Origin of the sequence: Reyranella sp., assembly GCF_965279625.1 — a bacterium.
Lineage (GTDB): Bacteria > Pseudomonadota > Alphaproteobacteria > Reyranellales > Reyranellaceae > Reyranella.
On record NZ_OZ257251.1, the window covers coordinates 3626097 to 3648732 of the forward strand.

Genomic DNA, 22636 nt, shown 5'->3' on the forward strand with positions numbered 1-22636 from the left:
GAGAGAGGAAACCGTGGGCAAGGTTAAGAACGTTTTGTTCATCATGTGCGATCAGCTGCGCGCGGACCATCTGTCCTGCGCCGGCCATCCGCACCTCAAGACGCCGGCGATCGATGCGCTGGCGGCGCGAGGCGTGCGCTTCCCGCGCGCCTATGTGCAGTCCGGCGTCTGCGGTCCCAGCCGCATGAGCTTCTATACCGGCCGCTACGTTTCGAGCCACGGCGCCACCTGGAACCGCGTGCCGCTCTCCTTGCGCGAGAAGACCCTGGGCGAATTCCTGTCGGCTGCCGGGATCCGCGTGGCGCTGGCCGGCAAGACCCATGTTCTGCCCGATCTCGAGGCGCTGGAACGGTTCGGCATCGAGGGCGGCTCGGCCCTGGAAGCGCTGATGCGGGCCGGCCGTTTCGAAGAGCTGGACCGTTATGACGGGCATTCGCCGCCCGGCGCGGAGAGCGGCTATGCCGACTATCTGCGGCGCCACGGCTATGTCTCCGACGATCCCTGGAGCGACTTCGTGATCGCGGCCGACGGGCCGGGCGGCGAGAAGGCCTCGGGCTGGCACATGCGCAACGTCCACCTGCCGGCGCGCGTGAAGGAGGAGCATTCCGAGACCGCCTACATGACGCGCGAGGCGATGCGCTTCATCGACGAGATGGGCGAGAAGCCTTGGTGCCTGCACCTCAGCTACGTGAAGCCGCACTGGCCCTACATGGCGCCGGCGCCCTATCACGACATGTACGGCGCCGCCGACATGCTGCCGCTGAACCGCGACGAGCAAGAGCGGGCGAACGAGCATCCCGTGCTTGCCGCCTATCGCGAGATGGAGGAATCGATCTCCTTCAGCCGGCCCGAGGCGCCGGGCATCGTGCGGCCGGCTTATATGGGACTGATCCGCCAGCTCGACGACTGGCTGGGCCGCCTGTTCGCGCACATGGACCGTGCCGGCCGGCTCGACGACACGCTGATCGTCTTCACCGCCGACCATGGCGACTTCCTGGGCGACCACTGGCTGGGCGAGAAGGAGATGTTCTACGAGGAGGCGCAGCGCGTGCCCTTTATCGTGGTCGATCCCGATCCCGAGGCCGACCTGACGCGCGGCACGGTCGACGAACGCTTCGTCGAGGCGATCGACGTCGTGCCGACCATCCTCGAAACGCTGGGCCTGCCGCCGCAGGATCATCTGCTCGAAGGCCGTTCGCTGCTGCCGCTGCTGCGGAAGATCCATCTCGATACGTGGCGCGACGCGGTCTTCTCGGAGCTCGACTATTCCTTCCGCGAGGCGCGTACCATCCTTGGCCGGAAGCCCGATGAATGCCGCGCCATCATGGTCCGCACCGACCGCTGGAAGTACGTCTGGTGGCAGGGCTACAGGCCGATGCTGTTCGATCTCGCCAACGACCCGAAGGAGCGGCGCGATCTCGGCGCGGACCTGACCTACGCGCCGATCTTCCGGGAGATGGAGGACCGGCTGAACGCCTGGGCCAAGGCGCGCAAGAGCCGCGTCACCGTCGACGACGCCTATGTCGCGGCGCGCACGGCCAAACATCGCCAGCACGGTATCTTCTTCGGCCAGTGGTAAAATGAGGGATGACATGAGCACGAACCCCTACATCCTCCACGGCTTCGGACCTTCGCCCTATTCGGTGAAGATGCGCGCGATCCTGCGCTACCGCCGGCTGCCCTTCGTCTGGAAGGCCGTGGGCTGGCCGCGCGACGTCGCGGTCGCGGCGGGCCTGCCGCCGGTGATCCCGGCGCTCACGTTTCCCGACGGCACGGTGATGAACGATTCGACGCCGCTCGCCCATGCGCTGGAGCGCGCCCATCCCGGCCAGCGCTCGATCATTCCAGATGATCCCGCGCACGCCTATCTCAGCGATCTGCTGGAGGATTTCGGCGACGAGTGGGTCACCAAGATCATGTTCCACTATCGCTGGTACTATGAGGCTGATCGCGCGTTCGCACAGGATTGGGTGATCACCTCGCGCGACCCGCAGATGCCGCAGCCCGAGCGGCGCGAGGCGATGCAGGCGTTCAACGACCGCCAGGTGGGCCGCATGGCGATGGTCGGCTGCACCGACGCCAACCGTCCCATCATCGAGGACAGCTACCGCTTCATCCTCGATACGCTCGATCCCCACGTCCGTCGGATGGAGTACCTGTTCGGCTCGCGTCCGTCGCTGGCCGATTTCGGCCTGTTCGGCCAACTGCAGATCCTGTCGGTCGATCCGACGCCGATGATGGAGATGCGGGCGCGGGCGCCCGACGTCTATTGCTGGCTGCTGCGCCTCGACGATGCGTCGGGCGTCGAAGGTGAATGGCTGCCGGCCGATGAACCCTTACCGGACGGCGTGACCGCGCTGCTGAAGCACTGCGGCGAAACCTACCTGCCGTTCCTGGCGGCCAACCGCGCGGCGCTCGAAGCGGGTGCTCCCTCGGTCGATCTCGACATCCTCGGCCGGCCGTGGAGCCAGGCGCCCTTCCGCTACCAGGCGAAGTGCTACGACGCGTTACGCAAGAAGCTGGCGGCGCTGCCGGCCGACGTGCGCCAGCGGCTCGATCCCGCGCTCGAAGCTGCCGGCTGCCTGCGCTGGCTCGAATAGCGTCGGCTTTCGGCGGACTGAATCCGATCAGAACTCCATCGGGTCGCAGAAGTGCGCCTTGAAGATGCGGTCGCGGTGTTCGACCAGGATTGGGTCGAGCGCCGCCACGATCTGCGGATCGGTGGCGGTGAAGGCCGGCCGTGACGAATCGCGGATCGGGCACTGCGCGGCGGGCAGCGGCTGGATCATGCTCATGATTGCCGTCCAGTAGATGTCGACGCAGCTCAACCCTTCGCCCACGAAGTAAGGCACGCCGCGCGCCTGCTGCGCGCGAAGCTGCGTGGCGAGACCGCGCAAAGTAGTGGCGACGCGCATGCCTGCGGCTGCGGCGTCGTCGGCATCGAAGCCGTATTTTTCGATCAGCGGCGCCATGCGCGCGCCGGCGCCGGCTTTCACGGCCATCGAGAACATCTGCAGGCGGCGGTTCCAGGCGATGCCGCCTTCGCCCAGGATCTCGTGGCCGAGGCCGATGGCCAGCGCGCGCTGCAGCGGATCGGCGGGCAGAAGGGCGGGCGTCGGCGCGAGCCGCTCGGCCAGCAGCAGGATGTCGAGCCAGCGGTTGAGCGGCGGGCCGTTGCGCCAGGCGACGACGGGGCCGCTGTTCTGGCCCGACCAGGCCACGATCTCTTCGTTGGCGGTGCCGACATCGAGCGGGGCCGCGACATAGTCGAGCCCCTTGATCTCGAGGATCGTCTTGGCGGCCTGGCTCCACGGGCTCGGGACGCCGCGCACCAGAACGATGCGCAGCCCTTGATGGCCAATGATTTCGGCGGGAGTCTTGTAGGTGAGCATGGTGTCTCCTCTCGCGGTGATCTTTGCGTTCACGCAATGACGCTGCCAGCGAGCATTTCGACGGCAAGGCGCAGGAATTCTCATCGTGCCGACTTCGCGTGTTGCGACCGCTCAGCGACCTCGCGGGCCGCAGCGCGAGCCGTCCCCTTCGGTTCGCGTGACGACACTCCGGCCGGCTGTTAGCGTTCGCCACACATAAGAAACGTCGTCTGGAGGAAACATGCAGTTCACGATCAACCGCCGCGCCCTGTTGGCGGGCGCCGCAGCAACCCTGGCCGCGCCGGGCCTCGCCCGCGCGCAGGACGCGTATCCCAACAAGCAGATCAAGTTCATCGTGCCCTACACGCCCGCCGGCGCGACCGACAACATCTCGCGCATCGTCATGGCCAAGGTCTCGGAGCTGCTGGGCCAGCAGGTGCTGATCGACAACCGCGCCGGTGGCGGCGGCACGATCGGGACCGACGCGCTCGCCAAGGCGCCGCCCGATGGCTACACGATCGGCCTGATCACCGTCTCCATGTTCTGCATGGCGCCGGCGCTTTACACCAAGCTCCCTTACGATCCGGTGAAGGATTTCTCGCCGATGGCCGGCATGTCGGTATGGCCGAACATGCTGGTGGTCCATCCCAGCCTGCCGGTGAAGACCGTGCCGGAGCTGATCGCGCTGCTGAAGGCCAATCCCGGCAAGTACAACATGGCTTCGTCCGGCTCAGGGACCACGATCCACCTGGCCGGCGAGATGTTCAAGCAACTCACCGCCACCGACATGGTGCACGTCCCCTACAAGGGCAGCGCCGGCGCGCTGCAGGATCTGCTTGCAGGCAACACGCACATCATGTTCGACAACATGCCGAGCTGCTGGCCGCACGTGCAGGCCGGCAAGCTGCGGGCGCTGGGCGTGACCAGCCGGGAGCGCAACAAGGCGGCCCCCGACGTGCCCGCGATCATCGAATTCGTGCCCAACTATGTGGTCGAGGTCTGGATGGGCTTCGGCGGACCGGCCGGCGTTCCGCAGCCGATCGTCGACAGGCTGGCGGCCGTCGGCACCAAGGCGCTCGAGGATCCCGAGGTGAAGGCCAAGTTCGCCGCCCTGGGCAGCGATACCTGGCCGATGGCGCCGAAGGGGCTTCAGGATCGCATCGTGAGCGAAATCGCCGTCTGGGCCCCGATCGTGAAGGCCAGCGGGGCGAAGGTCGACGGCTGAGGCCCTCGGAGCGCCGCCGGGCCGACAAGGCATCGGACTCCGGCGGCAAAGCTCTGTATAAGGCCGCGATGACAAAAGAAGCAGCCTTCGGCAAGCACATGGTGTGGACGATAGATCCGCGCACCAAATCTGAAATCGGCATCGGCTATTCGAGCCTGGTGGAAGCTCAGGCAGAGGCCGTGAAGCTGGAGCAGGTGGGGTACACCATCCTGCGGATCAGCCCGACCACGCTGCCCAAGCCCAATTCCTGAGGGTCGGCAGCTGCAAACAGAAACGGCCGCCCCTGGGGCGGCCGTCCTGCTGTCTGGCGTAGGGCCTGCGTAAGAGCTACGCCGGGCGGGATGAGGTCGGCACCATCGTGTCGACCAGCTTGCCCGCCATGCCCTCGACCTTCTCGCCGAGATGCGCACCGGCGATCTCTTCGGTCACCGTGTCCTTCGCCGTCTCGAGGACCTCGCGGCCCTTATCGATTGCCTGGGCGCCGACCTTGCCGAGCACGCTGCGTTCGGCCTGGGAGACCGGCAGCGCCGCGCCGAAGATCGCTCCCAGCGCCGCGCCCATCGCGGCGACCAGGATCGGCTGCTCTTCCAGAAGCTTGGAGACGGCCTGACGCGTGTCGGAGGCCAGCTTGGTGGCATCCTCGCCGAGATGCTCGGCGGTATGCTTGCCGTCTTCCATCATGTGCTTGGCCTGGTCGAGCTGTTCGTCGGCCTTGCCGCGCAGCGCGTCGGCGGTGCCCGCGGCCCGGTCCTTCAGCGACGCGGCGGTTTCGCTCACCATGCCGGTGACCTTGTCGGTCACGCCGGCAACCTTGTCGCTCGCCTGGCCCGCCATCGAGCGGGCGGTATCGGCGGCGGCGCCGGCTGCATTCTTCACGCTGCCGGCCGCCGCGACGGCGGCGTCGGTGCCGACGGCGGTGGCGGCCTTCAGTGCCGAGCTGGCGCTCGACATCACGTCGGCTCCGGTCGTGCGCGTCAGCATCATCGTCAGGCCCGCGCCGATGAGCAGCGCCGCCCCCGGATTGGTCCGGGCCGATTCGGCCAGGCTCTTCACCACCGACAGGCTGCTGTCGCGCAGCACGCCGACCAACTCGGTCGACAGGGCGGAACTCGTCATGCCTTCGCGCAGCTGGCCGAGCGTGTTGGACAGGCCAGCGCGCTGGGCTTCGGCTTCGCGTTGCAGTTGGGCGCTCTCTCTCATGTCAGGCTCTCCTTCGCCATGCGAGCATCGCTCTGCAGGGACGTGATGGTACGGGTAGGGGTGGGATCGACGGCGCCGATCGTCTTCTTGCCGGCGAGTAGGACGATGATGCCGCCAACGGCGGAGCCGCCGGCAACGATCAGGATCGCCAGAGCAGGCGCCACGCCGCCTTCGATGAGCGCCGCGACCAGGGCCTGCAGGACGAGAATGAGCGCGCCGATGATGAAGACGGTACCGACCAGCATCATCACGAGGCCGCTAACGACGCTGGTGCGCAGAGCATCGGCCTTCTCGCCGATTTCGACGCGGGCCAGACGAATCTCAGTTTGTATCAGGTCGGCGCTGCGGCCGAGGGCGTCCGTCACGAGACCGACGACGCCGGGCCTTTCCTGGGTGTTCATGCGGACCTCCTAGACGTCGATGCGGCCGACATTGGGCTCGTTCGCCCGCGGTCCGGCCGCTTCCGCCGTGGTTCCCATACCGGCCTTCACGATGCGGGCGAGCGCGAATCCAACGATGGCCGAGCCGGCCAGCAGGGCGAGCGGCTGACGCTTGCCGAAGTCGGTCGCCATCGTCAGCAGTTCGCCCGCCGACTTGTCGCGCAGGTCGTCGGCGAGGCGGTCGATCCGCTGCCCGGTCGAGCGCACATAGTCGGCGACGGCAGGCGACTGCTCCTCCAGGGAGCCCGCAAGCGTCGCCGCGGTCTTGCCCAGAGCAGACACGGCGGCCGCGCCGGTTTCGGTCGACCGCCCAGCCAACTCTTCGGCCTTGCCGGTCAGCGCCGTCTTTATTTCGGATACAGCCGCGCCGAGATCCGGCTTCGCGTTCCTGTTTTCATGAGCTTGAGAAGTGTCGGACATCGTGTGGTTCTCCCTCGACGATCTCGTCCTCGGCAGAACGCCGTGCGTGATTGATCGCGCGGCGGCAACGTGCCGTCGGGGATTCTCGTTCCTGAAATATCGTCACGCCCTGATCATGTACCGTGGCGAACGATCCGGAACAGACTGCTGCGCTTGTCGGGGCGGCAACCGCTCGCGTCGATGTTGCGTTGCGGCAAGTCCTAGACCTGGTCCGTATGAGGGATGCCGTGGTTCGATTGGTCGCCCTGCTCGTCGTGTTCATGATCCCCAGCCTCTCGACGGCGCACGCGCAGGGATTTTTCGACAAGCTCATCGAGCGGGCGCAGCTCTCAGCCGGACAGGCCTATGCGAAGGAAGCCCCGGTCCCCGACACGGCGAAGCTCGGGTACGACACCTATCGCGGCATTCGCTATCGGCCGGACTCCATCCTGTGGCGCGAGGGCGGGGGGAAGTTCCGCGTCGAATTCTTCCCGACCGGCTTCCTCTACCAGACGCCTGTGAAGATGTACGTCATCAAGCGCAACGGCACGCCGGACGCGGCAGGGGCTGCGACGGCACTGTCGGCTTCGCCCGAGATGTTCGACTTCGGCACGGCCACGCCGCCGGCCCAGGTCGGATTCGCCGGCTTCAAGGTCACCTCCCCGATGAACGGCCAGAAATTCGACGAGGTAATCGCCTTCCTCGGCGCGAGTTACTTCCGCCCGATCGGCAAGGATCAAGCCTATGGCGCCTCGGCGCGCGGGCTGGCGATCGATACGGCCCAGCCACGTTCGGAAGAATTTCCCGAGTTCCGTGAGTTCTGGCTGGTCGAGCCGGCGCCCGGCGACAAGACGCTCACGATCTACGCCCTGCTCGAATCGCCGGGTGCCAGCGGCGCCTATGTCTTTACCGTGACGCCCGGCGCGCGCACGACGGTCGATGTCGATGCGCGTCTGTTCATGCGCCACGGCGTTTCGATGCTGGGCATCGCGCCGCTCACCAGCATGTTCCTGTCCGGCAAGTCCGGTCCCTGGCGCGACGACTTCCGGCCTGAGGTCCATGATTCCGATGGCCTCGCGCTGCTGACCGGCACGGGCGAGCGGATCTGGCGCCCGCTCGGCAATCCCGGCTCGCTGCAGGTCTCCTCGTTCGTCGACAACAATCCGCGCGGCTTCGGCCTGCAGCAGCGCGAGCGCCGCTTCGATCGCTACCAGGATAGCGTCGCCAAGTATCAGGCACGTCCCTCTCTGTGGGTCGAGCCCAAGGGCGACTGGGGCGAAGGCGAGGTCCGCCTCGTGGAGATCCCGACGCCGTCGGAATATCACGACAACATCGTGGCCTTCTGGGTGTCGCGCTGGCCGGTCGCGAAGGGCCAGGCACTGGAATACCGCTATCGCCTCTCCGCGCTGGGCGACGAGCCGGCCCTTGCCCGCGATGCGCGGGTGGTGGCGACGCGGCAGGCGCCGATCGACGGCAACTCCAAGGCACGCCGGATCGTCGTCGAGTTCGAGGGCGACACTTTGCCCACCCTGAAGGAGGAACGGCTCGTCGGATCGAACGTAGAGGTCAGCGGCGGCAAGCTGTTGCGGACCGAGATCGACCAGCCGCCCGGCTCAACCAACCGGCGTCTGTTCATCGATGTCGAGCTGGAGGGCCGCCGAACCGCCGACATCCGTGCCTTCCTGACAGCAGAGGGAGAACGGGTGAGCGAGACCTTCGCCAGCCAGATCCGTCCTTGAATTGAACTTGTCCGCGGAGAGCGCGCCCTTGGAACGCACCGGCCCCCAAACGCTCTGGAACCTCGACCGCCATGCCGGGCGGGCAGGCTGGCGGCGATTTCTTCTGCTGCTTCTTGTAGCGGCAACGACGGCCGGGGGCGTGCAACTGCTGGCGACCGCCCTGGGGCCGCAGGTTCCCTATGGCCTGGCGATCGCCCTGCTTGCGGTGTTCGCGCTGAGCTTCGGCTGGATTGCGCTTTCTTTCTGGACGGCCATCGCGGGCTTTGTGCTCAAGAGCTTCGGTCTGCATCCGCTCTCGCTGCGGCGGCGGGGGCCGGGTGACGATGCAGGCGACGGCGGTGTCCCGGCGCTGCGCGAACGCACCGCGATCCTGGTACCGGTCTACAACGAGGCGCCGGACGAGGTGTTCGCGCGGTTGGCGACGACCTGGCGCTCGCTGGAGGCGACCGGCCAGTCGAACGCGTTCGAACTGTTCGTGCTGAGCGACACGACCAACGATGCGATCGCCGCAGAGGAAGCGGCGGGCATCGAGGTGCTGCGCGAGCGGCTCGGCATCGGCGAGCGGCTGCACTGGCGCCGGCGCCGCCGGAATGTCGGGCGCAAGGCCGGCAACATTGCGGACTGGCTCGACACCCACGGCGCGCGGTTCGACCACATGATCGTGTTCGACGCCGACAGCGTGATGTCGGGCGACACGATGGTACGGCTGGCCGCGCTGATGGAGGCAAGCCCGCGCACCGGCATCATCCAGACCCATGCGGTGGCGATGGGTCAGGAAACATTGTTCGCGCGTGTCCTGCAATTCTCCTCGCGCGTCTATGGCAGCATGGTCTCGACCGGCCATTCCTTCTGGCAGATGAGCGAGGCCAACTATTACGGCCACAACGCGATCATCCGCGTCGCGGCCTTTTCAGCGCATTGCCGCTTGCCGGTGCTCAAGGGGCGGGCGCCCTTCGGCGGCGAGATCCTGAGCCATGATTTCGTCGAGGCGGCGTTCATGCGGCGCGCCGGCTGGTTCGTGTGGAGCCTGCCGAACCTGGACGGCAGTTTCGAGGAACTGCCGACGAATGTCGTGGACTATGCCGTGCGCGACCGCCGCTGGATGCAGGGCAACCTGCAGCACGCGCGGCTGGTCTTCACCCGCGGCCTGCATTGGATGAGCCGCCTGCACCTCGTGATGGGCATCATGGGCTATCTCGCCTCGCCGCTGTGGCTGGGCTCGCTCTTGCTCAGCGCCGCCATCGTGCTCGAGCATGAGATCGTCGGGCCCGTCTATTTCGGCAACGCGCCGTCGCTGTTTCCCAACTGGCCGCAATACAATACCGGCCACGTGCATGCCCTGCTGCTCGTCACGACCTTGCTCCTGTTCCTGCCCAAGTTGCTCGCGCTGGTGCTTTCGCTGCGTGCCCCCGCGCCGGCCTATGGCGGACGCCTGGCACTGACCGGCAGCGTGGTGCTGGAGACATTGTTCTCGGCGCTGCTGGCGCCGGTGATGATGCTTTTCCACTCGCTGTTCATGCTGGGCATCCTGGCCGGCCGCGCCGTGGGCTGGCCGCCGCAGGCGCGCGGGGAGCGGGGAATGCCCTGGGCGCTTGCGTTGGGACGCCACGGTGGCCAGGTGGCGCTGGGCGCGGCCGCCGTGGTGGTCATGGGCTACTGGGCGCCCTCGTTCCTCACTTGGCTGCTGCCCGTGGTCGCGGGCCTGCTGCTGGCGCCTCTGCTCGCCGTCTATTCCAGCCGCCGCAGCCTGGGCGTCGCCGCCCGCCGCTGGCGCATGTTCATGACGCCTGAGGAGAGGCTGGAGGAGCGGACCAAGCAGGCTTCGTCGACTACTTGAACTCGTATTTGTCGATCAGCCAGGGTTCGTGCTCGGCGGCGTCGATCCATTCCTTCACGGCGGGGTGCGACAGCACGGCCGAGCAGTAGGCGTCCGCGTCACCGTCGAGGGTGACGCTGTAGGTCTTGAAGCGGGTCACGACGGGCGCGAACATCGCGTCGGCCGCGCCGAACGTACCGAACAGGAATCCCTCGTCCTTCTGGAAAGCACCGGAGAAGCGCTTGCGGCAGTCTCGCCACAGGAAGGTGAGGCGCTCGATGTCGGCCCGGACGCCCGGCGTCATGCCTTTGCCGGGATAGGACGCGCGGATGTTCATCGGCATGTTGTCGCGCAGATCGGCAAAGCTCGAATGCATTTCGGCCGAGATCGAGCGGGCATGGGCGCGCGCGGCGGCTGAGGTTGGCCACAGACCGGCCTCGGGCTTGAGGTCGTTCAGGTATTCGGCGATGGCGAGGGAGTCCCACACCGAGAGACCACGATGCAGCAACACCGGCACGCGCCCCGACGGCGAGTGCTTGCGGATCGCCGCCTGCGTCTCGGGCCTGTCGAGCGGTACCACGATCTCGTCGAACTCGATGCCGGCGATCCTGGCCATCAGCCAGCCGCGCAGCGACCACGACGAATAGTTCTTGTTGCCGATCACGACGGTGAACTCGGCCATGTACGCCCTCCTTGCCAGCCATGGAGTTTGGCCGGCAATGTTAACCATTCTCTATGATGATTGTGAGCATGGCCATGTCGCTGCCGTTCGTCGACCGTTCTTCTTCCTCCTTGCCCCTGCAGTTTGTGGGTCAATCGAACTGGCGGCCCTGGCTCAAGGAGCAATCTGAAGCCCACCGTGGCTGGATCGAGTCGCTCGGTATTGGCGGATCGGCGGGCGACGTCGTCGTGCTGCCGGGCGGTGACGGCAAGGCCTCCGGTGCAGTGCTTGTGATTCCCGACGCGCCGACCCTGTGGGATTTCGGCGCACTCACGTCGAAGCTGCCGGTCGCGACGTGGCACCTGGAGGGTGAGACCGCGCCGGTTTCGATGACCGACGTCGTCGTGGCCATCGGATTGGGCGGCTGGAAGTTCGACCGCTATCGCGCGACCAAGGCCAAGCCCGGCCCGCGCTTCGTGTGGCCCGCCGATGCCGACAGGAAGCGTGCGACGGCGACGGTCGAGGCGATCTCGATGGCGCGGAACCTCATCACCACGCCATCTTCCGACATGGGCCCGGCCGAACTGGCCGCCGCGGCGCAGGATCTCGCCAAGGCGCACAAGGCGAAGATCAAGGTCATCGCGGGCGACGAACTGCTGAAGCAGAACTATCCGACGATCCATGCGGTCGGCCGCGCCTCGACGCGCGCGCCGCGGCTGATCGATCTCACCTGGGGCAAGGCCAGCCACCCGAAGGTCACCCTGGTGGGCAAGGGCGTGTGCTTCGACACCGGCGGCCTCGACCTCAAGCCGGCGGCCGGCATGCTGATGATGAAGAAGGACATGGGCGGCGCCGCGACCGTGCTCGCGGTCGCGTCGATGATCATGGCGACTGGCCTGCCGGTGCGGCTGCGCGTGCTGGTGCCGGCGGTCGAGAACTCGGTGTCGGGCAACGCCTTCCGGCCGATGGACGTGATCACGACGCGCAAGGGCATCACCGTCGAGATCGGCAACACCGATGCCGAAGGCCGCCTGATCCTGTGCGATGCGCTGGCCGAAGGCGCTTCCGAGAAGCCCGCGATGATGATCGATTGCGCGACCCTGACCGGCGCGGCCCGGGTGGCGCTGGGTCCGGACCTGCCGGCGCTGTTCTGCAACGACGACACGCTTGCGAATGCGCTGATCGCGGCGGGCGAGGAGGTGACCGATCCGATGTGGCGGATGCCGCTCTTCCCGGCCTATCGCCGCATGCTCGACAGCAAGGTGGCCGACATCAACAACGTCTCGGCAGGCGCCTTCGGCGGTTCGATCACCGCCGCGCTCTACCTCAAGGAATTCGTGCCCGACGACGTGCCGTGGGCGCATTTCGACATGATGGCCTGGAACAACAGCAGCCGGCCGGGCCGGCCCGAAGGCGGCGAAGCGCAGGTCGCCCGCGCGATCTACCGCACGATTGCGGACAAGTTCGGGAAGTAGCAGAAACCCACATGATGTCATCCTGAGCGAAGCGAAGGATCTCGCGTTCGCTCAGGAGTACTCCGGTCGTTCCGTCAGGTCCTTCGCTTCGCTCAGCAACCATTAAGAATGCACTATGCGGCGACGCGGCGAGATGAGATCCACGGGGTGCCGCGGGCGACGACGGCGTTGACCTGGATGAGCATCTTGCGCGCACAGGCGATCATGATCTTACGATGGGGTTTGCCGGCGGTCTTCAGGCGTTGATACAGCGCCTTGATGGCCGGATTCCAGCGGAAGGCTGCCGCGAGGCTGGCGGCATAGAGCGCGCGACGCACCCGATCGCGGCCGCCGCCGATGCGGCTCTGGCCTCTCCATTTGCCCGACTGCCGCACGAAGGGAGCCAGCCCCGCCAGGGAGACAATCGGTTCACGCTCGAGACGCCCGAGTTCGGGCAGCAGCAGCAGCAGGCTGAGCGCGGTGCGCTCGCCGACCCCGTCGACGCTCTGGATCAGTTGCAGCCGGGCCAGCAGGTCAGGCTCGGCGGCGATGCTCTTCATCAGCAGGATCCGCTCTGCCGCCTCGCGCCGTTCCAGCCGCTCGACCTCCCGGCGCAGGAAGCGGCGCACATGCGCCAGATGCGCGGCCTCCAGGCGCGTCTTGGCCCGCACCACGTCGTCCTCCAGCTGCTCGATCAGCCGCAGATGCTCGGCAAGGGGAACCAGCCGCGCATCCGAAGCCTCGTGCACCTTGTCGAGCAACGCCGCGCAGGTGGCGATCAGCGCCGCATCCAGTGGGTCACTCTTGGCCCGGCGCAGGCGGTATTGCGCGAACGCCCGGACCTGTAGGGGCTGCAATACCGCTACTTCGAAGCCGGCCTCGCGCAACGTGCCAGTCACTTCCTGCGAGTACGAACCGGTGGATTCCAGACCGACCCGCACGACCTGCGCCGCGCGGAGCCATTGGATCAGCTGGTGATGGCCGGCCGCACTGTTGTCGAACGCCATGCGGTCTGCCGCGCCGTGCAGCGCCACGTCCAGCCGCGCCTTGCCGATGTCGATCCCGGCTACGACCATGCTAACATCGCTCATCTTCGTCCATCCTGCCTCGTCTTCGAACCTGGAGTTCGGGCAACCATCCGGATCGGGTGAAGAGGCCGGCCGCGATCTTGCTGAGCTCATCCCCCAAAGGGATCAGACGACGTCGATCCGACGACCGGCCGCGCGGGCCCGGATGGCCATCCGGGCCCGCGCGCTCCTTGCGAAGCGTCTAAAGGCTAGCCGTTTTTGCTAAGACGAGGACGACATAGAGTTAGTACCCCGTGACCGGATCGACCGTGTTGATCAGCGGTTGGCCGGCACGCATCCGCTTGATGTTCTCGATCACGCCGGGCGAGGCGGTGCGCGGGTTGGTGGCGCCGGCGATGTGCGGCGTCACCTTGACCTTGGGGTGCGTCCAGTAGGGATGGCTCTCGGGCAGCGGCTCGGTGTTGAACACGTCGAGTGCGGCGCCGGAGAGATGGCCCGAATCGATGGCGGCGAGGAGGTCGTCATCGACCACGTGCCCGCCGCGGCCCATGTTGATCAGGTAGGCGCCCTTCGGCAGCGCCGCGAACAGCTTTGCGTCGAGCAGGCCCTTGGTGTCGCGCGTGAGCGGCAGCACGTTCACCAGGATGTCGGTGCGGGCGAGAAAGGCCGCCAGCCCGTCCGGGCCGTGGAACGTCTCGACGCCGGGCAGGCTCTTCTGCGTGCGGCTCCAGCCGGCGGTCGGAAAGCCGAGCGCTGCGAACTTCTTGGCCGTGTCCTGGCCGATGGTGCCGAGGCCGGTGATGCCGATGCGGCGATCGATGGTGTCGATGAAGTCCTCGGGCTTCCACCGCTTCGCCTGCTGGCTCGCCGCGTACTTGTCGATGTCGCGATGATGGCGCAGCGCCCAGTAGATCGCGTACTCGCTCATCTGGCCGACCAGACCGTCGTCCATGATGCGCGTGATCGGCACGCCGGCGGGCAGCTGGTCGTCGGCCAGCAGGTGATCGACACCCATGCCCAGCGACACGATCAGCTTCACGTTGGGGAAGGAGGCGATCAGGCCGCGATCGGGCTTCCAGGCGAGGACGACGTCGATGTCGGCTTTGTTGCCGAGATTGTCCCGGGTGCGGAAATCGAGGGGACCAAGGCCCGCTTCGAGGACCTTCTTCCAGTGGATGCCGTCGGTATCACGGCTGATATAGGCAATAGCGGCGGTCATTCGGTCTTTTACTGGCGCGGACTCGCCGGGTCGAGCCCCGTTCGCTTTCTACTGGCGACTAGGTGGCGACCGCCCGGCCGTCGCCGCCGATCGCTTCGAGATTGAAGGCCGCGGCGATCAGCGCCTGCGTGTAAGGCGTCTGCGGCGCTTCGAAGATCTGCCTCGCCGGTCCGCGCTCGACCACCTTGCCGTGACGCAGGACGACGACCTCGTCGGCCAGTGCCCGCACAACCTTGAGGTCGTGGCTGATGAAAAGATAGGCAAGCTTGTGCCGTTGCTGGAGGTCGCGCAGCAGGTCGACGATCTGGGCCTGGACGCTCATGTCGAGCGCCGAGGTCGGCTCGTCGAGCACCATCAGCCGCGGTTTCAGGACCAGGGCGCGGGCGATCGAGATGCGCTGGCGCTGGCCCCCGGAGAATTCGTGCGGGTAGCGTTCGCGGCTCGACGGGTCGAGCCCGACTTCGCGCAGCACCTGGTCGATCAGGGTGCTGCGCTCCTCCTTCGTGCCGATGCCATGGACTTCCAGCCCTTCGCCCACGATCTCGCCCACCGACATGCGCGGGCTGAGCGAGCTGAACGGATCCTGGAAGACGATCTGCATCTCGCGGCGCATCGGCCGCAGCTCGCGCTGGCCGAGCCCCTGCAGGTCGCGGCCGTCGAACCGGATGCCGCCCTCGCTGCGTTCGAGGCGCAGCAGGGCGAGACCCAGCGTCGTCTTGCCCGATCCCGATTCGCCGACAAGGCCGATCGTGTGGCCCTCGCGCAGCGCGAGGCTGACGCCGTCGACCGCCTTCACATGGCCGACCGTGCGGCGCATCACGCCGCGCCGGATCGGGAAATGCACCTTGAGATCGTCGAGCCGCAGGATCTCGGGCGCGGCGGGATCGGCCGCCGCCGGCCGGCCCTTGGGCTCGGCCGAGAGCAGATGCTGGGTGTAGCTGTGCTGCGGCCGGTCAAAAACCTCGCCGACCGGGCCCTGCTCGACGATCTGGCCCTTGGTCATCACGCAAACCCGGTCGGCCATCTTGCGCACGATGCCCAGGTCATGGGTGATGAAGAGCAGCGCCATGCCGTAGCGCGCCTGCAGCGATTTCAACAGCTTCAGGATCTGCGCCTGGATGGTGACGTCGAGCGCCGTCGTGGGTTCGTCGGCGATCAGCAGGTCGGGCTCGTTGGCGAGCGCCATGGCGATCATCACGCGCTGGCGCTGGCCGCCCGAGAGCTGGTGCGGGTAGGCGTCGAGGCGATTGGCGGCGTCGGGGATGCCGACCTGTTCGAGCAGTTCGAGCGTGCGCTTGCGCGCCGCCTCGCGCGACAGGCCCTTGTGCAGGATCAGCACCTCGTTCACCTGCCGCTCGATCGTGTGCAGCGGGTTGAGCGAGGTCATCGGCTCCTGAAAGATCATCGAGATCCGGTTGCCGCGCACCGACAACAGTTCTCGCGTCGAGGCGCCGACCAGCTCCTTGCCCTGGAAGCGGATGCTGCCCGTGGGATGACTGGCCGCCGGATAGGCCAGGAGCTGCAGCACCGACAGCGCCGTCACCGACTTGCCGGAGCCCGATTCGCCCACCAGTGCGACGGTTTCGCCGCGCCTGATGTCGAAGCTGACGCCGCGAACCGCGCGCACGGCCTTGTCGCCGGTGCCGAAGTTGACGGAGAGGTCCTTGACCTCGAGCAGGAGGGGCTCGCTCACGCCAGCACCTTGCGCGGGTTGAAGGCGTCGCGCACTGCCTCGCCGATGAACACCAGCAGCGACAGCATGAGGGCGATCACGAAGAAGCCGGTGAAGGCGAGCCAGGGGGCGTTCAGGTTGTTCTTGCCCTGCAGCAGCAGCTCGCCGAGCGAGGGCGAGCCCACCGGCAGGCCGAAGCCCAGGAAATCGAGCGAGGTCAGCGTCGTGACCGAACCCGCCAGGATGAAGGGCAGGAAGGTGAGGCTCGCCGTCATCGCATTGGGGAGGATGTGTCGGAACATGATGCGCGCATCCATCATACCCAGCGCCCGGGCCGCGCGGACATAGTCGAAGTTGCGTCCGCGCAGGAATTCGGCGCGGACAAGCCCGACCAGCGCCATCCAGCTGAACAGCAGCATGATACCCAGCAGGACCCAGAAGCCCGGCTGGATGAAGCTCGCCAGGATAATCAGCAGATAGAGGGTCGGCATGCTCGACCAGATCTCGAGGAAGCGCTGCATCAGGAGGTCGACCACGCCGCCGAAATAGCCCTGCACCGCGCCGGCGGCGATGCCGATCACCGTGCTGGCCAGGGTGAGGACCAAGCCGAACAGGACGGAGATGCGGAACCCGTAGATGAGCCGGGCCATCACGTCGCGGCCGCTGTCGTCGGTGCCCAGCCAATGCTGTCGCGAGGGTGGCTGCAGGGTCGTGCGCCCTTCGCCCTTCAGCACCGTGTCATAGCTGTAGGGAATCGGCGGCCACAGGATCCAGCCCTTCGCCTCGATCAGCTTCTGCACCTCCGGGTCGGAATAGACGGTATTGGTCGGGAAATCGCCACCGAAGGTCGTCTCGGGATAGTCCCTCACCATGGGCGAGTAGAAGGCGCCCTCGTAGCGGATGAGGATCGGCTTGTTGTTGGCCAGGAACTCGGCGAACAGGGAGACGAAGAACAGCAGCCCGAAGACCGCGAGCGAGATCATGCCGCGCTTGCTGGAGCGGAACGCCGCGAGCCGGCGCCGGTTCATCGGGTTCATCAGGAACGTCCCTCGAAATCGATCCGGGGGTCGACCACGGTGTACATGATGTCGCCCAGGATCCCCATGACGAGGCCGATCAGGCCGAAGAAGTAGAGCGTGCCGAACATGATCGGATAGTCGCGGTTGAGCGCCGCCTCGAAGCCCAGCAGGCCGATCCCGTCGAGCGAGAAGATCACCTCGATCAGCAGCGAGCCGGTGAAAAGCACGCCGATGAAGGCGGCGGGAAAGCCCGCGATCACGATCAACATGGCGTTGCGGAAGACGTGACCGTAGAGCACGCGGCGCTCGACCAGACCCTTGGCGCGGGCGGTCAGCACATACTGCTTGTGAATCTCCTCCAGGAACGAGTTCTTGGTGAGGAAGGTGAGTGTGGCGAAGCCGCCGATCACCATGGCGCCGATCGGCAGCGCCATGTGCCAGAAATAGTCGAGCACCTTGTCGATCGGCCCGAGCGAACTCCAGTCGTCGGAGACGAGGCCGCGCAGCGGGAACCACTTGAAATAGCCGCCACCGGCGAACAGCACGACGAGCAGGAGCGCGAACAGGAACCCCGGGATGGCGTTCAGCACGATGAGGGTGGTCGAGGTCGAGACGTCGAAGCGCGAGCCGTCGCGCACCGCCTTGGCGATCCCGAGCGGGATCGACACCATGTAGATCAGCAGCGTCGTCCAAAGGCCCAGCGAGATCGACACCGGCATCTTCTCGATGATGAGGTCGACGACCCGCTTGTTGCGGAAGAAGCTCTCGCCGAAATCGAAGACGAGGTAATTCTTCATCATCAGCACGAAGCGCTCGCCCATCGGCTTGTCGAAGCCGTACATCTTCTCGATGCGCTCGATCAGGTCGCGCGGCAGGCCGCGGGCGCCGCGATAGGTGCCGCTGCCCGAGTCCTGGCCGCCTTTGCGCAGGGTCTCGCCGCCGCTTGAGCTGCCCGAGAAACGCTCGGTCGCATCGACGGCCGTGCCCTGGATCTGGGACAGCATCTGCTCGACCGGGCCCCCGGGAGCGGCCTGGATGATGAAGAAGTTGACCACCATGATGCCGAACAGGGTCGGCACCACCAGCATCAGGCGTCGCAGGATGTAGGCGATCATGGAGTGGCCGGACGCCTACTTCCTGTCGCGCTGCAGGGCGCGGTCCTTGGCCTCGTCGATCCACCAGGTGTCGAAGGCGACCGGGGCGTACTTCGCGTTCTTGGACGGCCGGCCGAACCGGTTCCAGTAGGCGACGTAGGCGGTGTTGCTGTGCCAGTTAGGCACCACGAAGCTGCTCCACAGCAGCACGCGGTCGAGCGCGCGCGTGACGTTGATCAGGCTTTCGCGGTCGGGCGCGCCGATCAGGGTCTCGATGAGGGAGTCGATCGCGGCATCCTTGATGCCGATCGTGTTGCGGCTGCCCTTGCTGTCGGCGGCGTTCGAACCCCAGAAGTCGCGCTGTTCGTTGCCCGGCGACAGCGACTGGCCGAAGCCGTCGACCATCATGTCGAAGTCGAACTCGTCCTCGCGGCGCTTGAACTGCGCGGTGTCGACCGTGCGCACGGTCATGTCGATGCCGATGCGCTCGAGGTTCTGCTTGTAGGGCAGCACGACACGCTCGAAGCTGGCGTCGCCCAGGAGCATCTCGAAGGCGAGCTTCCGGCCCGTCTTCGTCTCCGTCATCTTGCCGTCCTTGATCTCCCAGCCGGCTTCCTTGAGGAGGGCCAGCGCCTTGCGCGCGAGGTCGCGGACATTGCCGGTCCCGTCGGTCTCCGGCAGCACGAACTCCTTGGTGAAGACCTCTTCGGGAATCTTGCCGCGCAGCGGTTCGAGGTACTTCAGTTCGGCGGCGGTCGGCAGGCCCGACGAGGCGAGCTCCGAGTTCCCGAAGAACGAGATGTTCCTCTTGTACATGCCGTAGAACAGGTTCTTGTTCGCCCAGGCGAAGTCGAACATCGTCGAGATCGCCTCGCGCACGCGCCTGTCCTTGAAATAGTCGCGGCGCGTGTTGAAGGCGAAGCACTGCATGCCGGTCGGCAGTTCGTGTGGAATCTCGGCGCGCTGGATGCGGCCGTCGCGCACTGCGGGGATATCATAGGCCGTCGCCCAGTTGCGCGCGATGTTCTCCTGGCGCATGTCGAGGTCGCCGCCCTTGAACGCCTCGAACTGGACGGTGACGTCGCGATAATACTCGTAGCGGATGACGTCGAAGTTGTTGCGGCCGCGATTCATCCAGAGGTCCTTCGCCCACCAGTCGTCGACGCGGCGATAGGCGATGGAGCGGCCGACATCGAAGGACTCGACCTTGTAGGGGCCGCTGCCGAGCGCGGGCTCGAGCGACACCTTCTCGAAATCGCGGCTGGCCCACCATTTGGACGGCAGGATCGGGAGCTGGCCGATGATCAGCGGCAACTCCTTGTTGGTATTGTCGCGGAAGGTGAACTTCACCTTGCGGTCGCCGACCTTCTCGGCCTTCAGCACGTCGTTGTAATAGAAGGCGTAGTTCGGCAGGCCCTTCGATTTCAGGATGTCGAGCGAGAAGATCACGTCCTCGACCGTGATCGGGCTGCCGTCGTGCCAGCGCGCCTGCGGCCGGAGCGTGAAGGCCGCCCACGACCGGTCCTCGGGCCATTCGATCGTCTCGGCGATCAGCCCATATTCAGTCGAGGCCTCGTCCCGCGAATTGAAGCACAGCGTGTCCCAGAGCTGGCTGATGCCGGCGGCCGGGACGCTCTTGATGATGAAAGGGTGCAGCGAATCGAAGGTGCCGCGGGCGCCCAGCCGGACGCTGCCGCCCTCCGGCGCATCCGGGTTCACATAATCGGGCGGGCCGGCATCGCCCCTGTACTTGGGCTCGCCGTGCATGGCGAAACCGTGACTGACGTGGATCGCGTCCGCCGCAGCCTTGGCGACCGCAGCGGGAGCCGCCGGGCTCTGGGCCCGCAGAATCGCCGGCGCGCCGACCCAAAGGGCCGCGCCGCCCGCCAATATGCTGCGCCGTTTGATCGCCATGCAGTGCGCTCCCCAGCCTGTCCGGTATCGTTTCATATATAGCGCGAGGGAGTTGGGCGGCACTATGGCCGGGCGGTTACATCGGGGTCAGGTTTCCCAACGGCTGGAACGCTGGCCTTGTCCTGGCTGTCCGACATATCGTCCTGCGAACACTGGCGTCTGCTCGTTTGACTTCGCTCGCCCCAACGCTCAGTTTTCGGTCATGGTCGACACGATGAACTTTGCGCCGGAATTCGACACCCCGCTCGAATACATGCGCCGCACCCGCGAGTATTACCTCGCGCTGGGATACGACAATCCCTACCGCTGGGCGCACTACACCGACGCGCCCTTCCAGCCGCTGAAGAAGCCGTTGAAGGACAGCACCCTGGCGCTGATCTCGACGGCGGCGCCGTACCAGCCGGACAAGGGCGATCAAGGCCCCGGCGCCCTCTATAACGCCGGCGCCAAGTTCTATTCGGTCTATTCAGGCGACACGTCCGAGGATCACGACACCCGCATTTCCCATATCGGCTACGACCGCAAGCACACGACGGCGAAGGACAGCAACACCTGGTTCCCGCTGCCGCTGATGCGCGAGTTTGCCCGCGAGGGCCGCTTCAAGCTGGCGGCCCGGTTCCACGGCGCGCCGACCAACCGCAGCCAGCGCGTCACCCTCGAAACCGATGCGCCCGAGATTCTGGCCCGCTGCCGACAGGACCAGGTCGACGCCGCGCTGCTCGTCCCTACATGACCCGTCTGTCACCAGACCGTGAGTCTGGTCGCACGATATCTGGAACGGAACGGCATCCCCACCGTGGTGATGGGAGCGGCGAAGGACATCGTCGAATGGGTGGGCGTGCCCCGGTTCCTGTTCAGCGATTTCCCGCTCGGCAATTCCTGCGGCAAGCCGCACGAGCCCGATACCCAGCGCTTCACGCTCGATCTGGCGTTGAAGGTGCTGGAAAGCGCCGTTGGTCCGCGCACCACGGTTCAGTCGCCGCTGCGCTGGACCGAGGATGGGGACTGGAAGAACGACTACAACAACATCGACCGCATGAGCCCCGAAGAGGTCGCCAAGCGGCGCGCCGAATTCGACAAGGTGAAGCAGGTCGCGCTCAACCAGCGCAAGCAGGCGGGCGTGGCGTAGGAGTGACATGAGCAAGCCGTTTACGGGCGTAAAGGTCGTCGATTTCACGCGCGTGCTGGCGGGGCCCTACAGCTCCTATCAGCTCGCCCTGCTCGGCGCCGACGTGGTCAAGATCGAGTCGCGTGAAGGCGACGACATGCGCTTCGGCACCCGGTCCAACGACTGGGAAAAGCGCGGCCTGGCGGCGCCGTGGGTCGCGGTCAACGGCAACAAGCGCTCGATCACCCTCGACCTCAAGCAGCCCAAGGCGATCGAGGTCGTCAAGCGCCTGGTCGAGACCGCGGACGTGGTCGTCGAGAATTTCCGGCCGGGCGTGATGGACAAGCTCGGCATCGGCTACGAGACGCTGAAGAAGCTCAATCCGAAGCTGATCTACTGCGCCGTGTCGGGCTTCGGCCAGGTCGGGCCTGAGTCCAAGACCGCGGCCTTCGACGGCATGATCCAGGCCATGTCCGGCCTGATGTCGATCACCGGCTTCGAGAACAACGGTCCCACGCGGGTTGGTTTTGCCGGCGCCGATGTTATGTCGGGCGCGACCGCGGCGCTGGGCATCGCCTCGGCGCTGTACCAGCGCACGCATACCGGCAAGGGCCAGCTCGTCGACGTCGCCATGATCGACTCCGTGATGGGCTATCTCGCCCAGCAGTTCACCGAGCACCTGATGACCGGCCGCGTTCATGGCCAGGCCGCCAACCTGTCGGTGACTCGCAAGCCCACGGGCAATCTCTTCAAGACGAAGGACGGCTGGATCGTGCTGGCCGTGATGACCGATCCGCAGTTCAAGCGCCTGATGAAGGTGCTGGGCCACGAAGAGGTGCTGGACGATCCGCGCTTCGTCGACTGGGGCACGCGCATCGCCAACAACACCGCCCTGCACGAGATCGTCGAAGGGGCGATGAAGACCGAGGAGTCCGGCACCTGGATCGAGCGCTTCGCCAAGGCCGACGTGCCGGCCGGCCGCGTGCACAGCATCCCGGAGACCGCGCAGCTCGACCTCTTCAAGCACCGCACCGTGCTGCAGACCGTCGAGACCGAGCATGGGCCCATCAAGGTCGTCGGCTCGGGCTTCCGGCTGGAACATGGCGGCGGCTCGATCGACCGTCCGCCGGCGACGCTGGGCCAGCACACCGACGAGGTTTTGAAGGAAGCCGGCTATTCCGAGGCCGACATCGCCGAGATGCGCAGCGCTCTGGTCGTCTAGCGCCTTTCCGTCTTCCGTCGATTAGCACGACCTCATCCTGAGGAGCCGCGCGACG

General features: G+C 66.4%; 20 protein-coding genes. 9 read left to right on the plus strand and 11 right to left on the minus strand.

Annotated elements, in window-relative coordinates; translation table 11 throughout:
- Positions 1 to 13: 13 nt before the first annotated feature.
- The gene (locus ACQY78_RS17555; protein WP_428677139.1) at positions 14 to 1579 is read left to right on the plus strand and encodes a sulfatase-like hydrolase/transferase; all 1566 of its coding nucleotides are present in this window, start codon (positions 14 to 16) and stop codon (positions 1577 to 1579) included.
- 13 nt (positions 1580 to 1592) lie between these two features.
- Positions 1593 to 2600 (plus strand): glutathione S-transferase N-terminal domain-containing protein, encoded by a 1008-nt coding sequence (locus tag ACQY78_RS17560; protein WP_428677140.1) that lies wholly within the window; start codon positions 1593 to 1595, stop codon positions 2598 to 2600.
- A gap of 27 nt (positions 2601 to 2627) precedes the next feature.
- On the opposite strand, the gene ACQY78_RS17565 is transcribed toward ACQY78_RS17560, so the two are convergent.
- On the minus strand, positions 2628 to 3392 hold the full coding sequence (locus ACQY78_RS17565) for a hypothetical protein (protein ID WP_428677142.1): 765 nt from the start codon (positions 3390 to 3392) through the stop codon (positions 2628 to 2630).
- A gap of 220 nt (positions 3393 to 3612) precedes the next feature.
- On the opposite strand from ACQY78_RS17565, the gene ACQY78_RS17570 reads away from it, so the two are divergent.
- Both ACQY78_RS17570 and ACQY78_RS17575 read left to right on the plus strand, forming a co-directional pair.
- Entirely contained in the window at positions 3613 to 4596 is a 984-nt protein-coding gene (locus ACQY78_RS17570; RefSeq protein WP_428677143.1) for a Bug family tripartite tricarboxylate transporter substrate binding protein, read from the plus strand.
- Positions 4597 to 4664: 68 nt separating this feature from the next.
- A complete protein-coding gene (locus ACQY78_RS17575; protein WP_422009599.1) occupies positions 4665 to 4847 on the plus strand; it encodes a hypothetical protein in 183 nt (60 codons plus the stop codon).
- Between the two features lie 76 nt (positions 4848 to 4923).
- Here ACQY78_RS17575 and ACQY78_RS17580 read toward each other — a convergent pair whose 3' ends face one another.
- The 3 genes from ACQY78_RS17580 to ACQY78_RS17590 are packed head-to-tail and all read right to left on the minus strand — an operon-like array spanning position 4924 to position 6656.
- Positions 4924 to 5796: a hypothetical protein gene (locus ACQY78_RS17580; protein WP_428677146.1), complete on the minus strand. Its 873-nt coding sequence runs from the start codon at positions 5794 to 5796 to the stop codon at positions 4924 to 4926.
- Complete coding sequence (locus ACQY78_RS17585; protein ID WP_425068984.1) at positions 5793 to 6197, minus strand: phage holin family protein; 405 nt, start codon at positions 6195 to 6197, stop codon at positions 5793 to 5795. Before ACQY78_RS17585 ends, ACQY78_RS17580 begins: the two co-directional genes overlap by 4 nt.
- Before the next feature lie 9 nt (positions 6198 to 6206).
- The gene (locus ACQY78_RS17590) at positions 6207 to 6656 is read right to left on the minus strand and encodes a hypothetical protein (protein ID WP_428677147.1); all 450 of its coding nucleotides are present in this window, start codon (positions 6654 to 6656) and stop codon (positions 6207 to 6209) included.
- A 227-nt stretch (positions 6657 to 6883) separates the two neighbouring features.
- Here ACQY78_RS17590 and ACQY78_RS17595 point away from each other — a divergent pair, with 227 nt between their 5' ends.
- A complete protein-coding gene (locus ACQY78_RS17595) occupies positions 6884 to 8374 on the plus strand; it encodes a glucan biosynthesis protein (RefSeq protein ID WP_428677149.1) in 1491 nt (496 codons plus the stop codon).
- A gap of 28 nt (positions 8375 to 8402) precedes the next feature.
- Entirely contained in the window at positions 8403 to 10211 is a 1809-nt protein-coding gene (gene mdoH / locus ACQY78_RS17600; RefSeq protein ID WP_428677151.1) for a glucans biosynthesis glucosyltransferase MdoH, read from the plus strand.
- Here the strand turns inward: mdoH and ACQY78_RS17605 are convergent.
- Entirely contained in the window at positions 10204 to 10872 is a 669-nt protein-coding gene (locus ACQY78_RS17605) for a glutathione S-transferase family protein (protein WP_428677153.1), read from the minus strand. The two genes, mdoH and ACQY78_RS17605, sit on opposite strands and share 8 nt — an antisense overlap.
- A gap of 74 nt (positions 10873 to 10946) precedes the next feature.
- Between ACQY78_RS17605 and ACQY78_RS17610 the strand changes: the two genes are divergently transcribed.
- Positions 10947 to 12326 (plus strand): leucyl aminopeptidase family protein, encoded by a 1380-nt coding sequence (locus ACQY78_RS17610; RefSeq protein ID WP_428686423.1) that lies wholly within the window; start codon positions 10947 to 10949, stop codon positions 12324 to 12326.
- Between the two features lie 113 nt (positions 12327 to 12439).
- Here ACQY78_RS17610 and ACQY78_RS17615 read toward each other — a convergent pair whose 3' ends face one another.
- The 6 genes from ACQY78_RS17615 to ACQY78_RS17640 form a co-directional block, all read right to left on the minus strand.
- Entirely contained in the window at positions 12440 to 13381 is a 942-nt protein-coding gene (locus ACQY78_RS17615) for an IS110 family transposase (RefSeq protein ID WP_428676459.1), read from the minus strand.
- A gap of 235 nt (positions 13382 to 13616) precedes the next feature.
- Complete coding sequence (locus tag ACQY78_RS17620) at positions 13617 to 14552, minus strand: 2-hydroxyacid dehydrogenase (RefSeq protein ID WP_428677155.1); 936 nt, start codon at positions 14550 to 14552, stop codon at positions 13617 to 13619.
- Positions 14553 to 14610: 58 nt separating this feature from the next.
- Positions 14611 to 16245: an ABC transporter ATP-binding protein gene (locus ACQY78_RS17625; protein WP_428677157.1), complete on the minus strand. Its 1635-nt coding sequence runs from the start codon at positions 16243 to 16245 to the stop codon at positions 14611 to 14613.
- Positions 16242 to 17261 carry an ABC transporter permease gene (locus tag ACQY78_RS17630; RefSeq protein ID WP_428677159.1) on the minus strand — a complete coding sequence of 340 codons (1020 nt, stop codon included), beginning with the start codon at positions 17259 to 17261 and terminating at the stop codon, positions 16242 to 16244. Before ACQY78_RS17630 ends, ACQY78_RS17625 begins: the two co-directional genes overlap by 4 nt.
- Positions 17261 to 18358, minus strand: a complete 1098-nt coding sequence (locus ACQY78_RS17635; protein ID WP_428677161.1) for a microcin C ABC transporter permease YejB — start codon at positions 18356 to 18358, stop codon at positions 17261 to 17263. Before ACQY78_RS17635 ends, ACQY78_RS17630 begins: the two co-directional genes overlap by 1 nt.
- 15 nt (positions 18359 to 18373) lie before the next feature.
- Positions 18374 to 20251, minus strand: a complete 1878-nt coding sequence (locus ACQY78_RS17640; RefSeq protein WP_428677163.1) for an extracellular solute-binding protein — start codon at positions 20249 to 20251, stop codon at positions 18374 to 18376.
- Positions 20252 to 20453: 202 nt separating this feature from the next.
- On the opposite strand from ACQY78_RS17640, the gene ACQY78_RS17645 reads away from it, so the two are divergent.
- Together ACQY78_RS17645 and ACQY78_RS17650 are read left to right on the plus strand one after the other, a co-directional pair.
- Positions 20454 to 21380 (plus strand): glycine/sarcosine/betaine reductase selenoprotein B family protein, encoded by a 927-nt coding sequence (locus tag ACQY78_RS17645; RefSeq protein ID WP_428677165.1) that lies wholly within the window; start codon positions 20454 to 20456, stop codon positions 21378 to 21380.
- 7 nt (positions 21381 to 21387) lie between these two features.
- Positions 21388 to 22581, plus strand: a complete 1194-nt coding sequence (locus tag ACQY78_RS17650; protein ID WP_428677167.1) for a CaiB/BaiF CoA transferase family protein — start codon at positions 21388 to 21390, stop codon at positions 22579 to 22581.
- Positions 22582 to 22636: the final 55 nt, after the last annotated feature.